Origin of the sequence: Corynebacterium sp. MSK039 (assembly GCF_030232315.1) — a bacterium.
Classification (GTDB): Bacteria; Actinomycetota; Actinomycetes; order Mycobacteriales; family Mycobacteriaceae; genus Corynebacterium.
Window position 1 is genome coordinate 1 of sequence record NZ_JASPJL010000055.1, and the last position, 278, is coordinate 278.

Here is a 278-nt window from a genome sequence, read left to right on the forward strand (position 1 = left end):
TCATTGAACGATATGATTGTGTAATGAAATGAATTTTTTCCCTCTCAAATGTAGTAAGGTTATTAATGCTACCGTTTAGTTTCACTAGCATATCTTCATTCCAATTAATAGCATCCACCAGATTATTTTCTTTCTCAACACGTTTATCCAAAAGATATGTAATTGTTTTTCGAATGAAAAATAATAACTTTTCAGTACGTTCTGCATCGATATTTTTATGATTAAAGTTAAAATGAATAAACTCAGTTAAATCATTTAATTGTTGACTACTTGTATAT

The 278-nt window shown here is 27.0% G+C and carries 1 protein-coding gene; it reads right to left on the minus strand.

The features are described from left to right. Nucleotides 1–278, minus strand: a 278-nt coding sequence (locus QP997_RS09805; RefSeq protein ID WP_284847009.1) for a hypothetical protein, incomplete at both ends; no start/stop codon positions are given.